At 53.0% G+C, this 768-nt stretch carries 1 rRNA gene; it reads right to left on the bottom strand.

Annotated elements, in window-relative coordinates:
- Positions 1 to 480 (bottom strand): 16S ribosomal RNA (locus tag M3A49_RS42370); the annotation flags it as partial.
- Positions 481 to 768: the final 288 nt, after the last annotated feature.

Genomic DNA, 768 nt, shown 5'->3' with positions numbered 1-768 from the left:
ACCGTCATCCCCGACGGATATTAGCCATCAGGATTTCTTTCCGGACAAAAGTGCTTTACAACCCGAAGGCCTTCTTCACACACGCGGCATTGCTGGATCAGGCTTGCGCCCATTGTCCAAAATTCCCCACTGCTGCCTCCCGTAGGAGTCTGGGCCGTGTCTCAGTCCCAGTGTGGCTGGTCGTCCTCTCAGACCAGCTACGGATCGTCGCCTTGGTGGGCCTTTACCCCACCAACTAGCTAATCCGCCATCGGCCACCCCAATAGCGCGAGGTCTTGCGATCCCCCGCTTTCATCCAAAGATCGTATGCGGTATTAATCCGGCTTTCGCCGGGCTATCCCCCACTACTGGACATGTTCCGATGTATTACTCACCCGTTCGCCACTCGCCGCCAGGATTGCTCCCGCGCTGCCGTTCGACTTGCATGTGTAAGGCATGCCGCCAGCGTTCAATCTGAGCCAGGATCAAACTCTTCAGTTCAATACCTGTTACTGTTTTCGGTCTCTCTCGAGACCGGTCGCTCACTCAAAGCTGACAGGTATCTGAATAAATTCAAAAACCTGACTTACTTTAGTGTGAGACTCTTGATACTTTTGCTGCTCCCGATATCGCTCCGAAGAACCACATCAGGCCGCCACCGCATCAAGCGCCCACACTTATCGGCTGTAAATTTTTAAAGATCGATCGCGAAAGCGCCGTTAAAAACACCTAACTACCGGCTTCTTTCTGCGTTGCTGCGTCAGCAGCAGAGAAACGAGATTATGAAGA

Origin of the sequence: Paraburkholderia sp. CNPSo 3076 (assembly GCF_026343935.1) — a bacterium.
Lineage (GTDB): Bacteria > Pseudomonadota > Gammaproteobacteria > Burkholderiales > Burkholderiaceae > Paraburkholderia > Paraburkholderia nodosa.
This window is presented reverse-complemented; position numbering and strand designations above follow the sequence as displayed.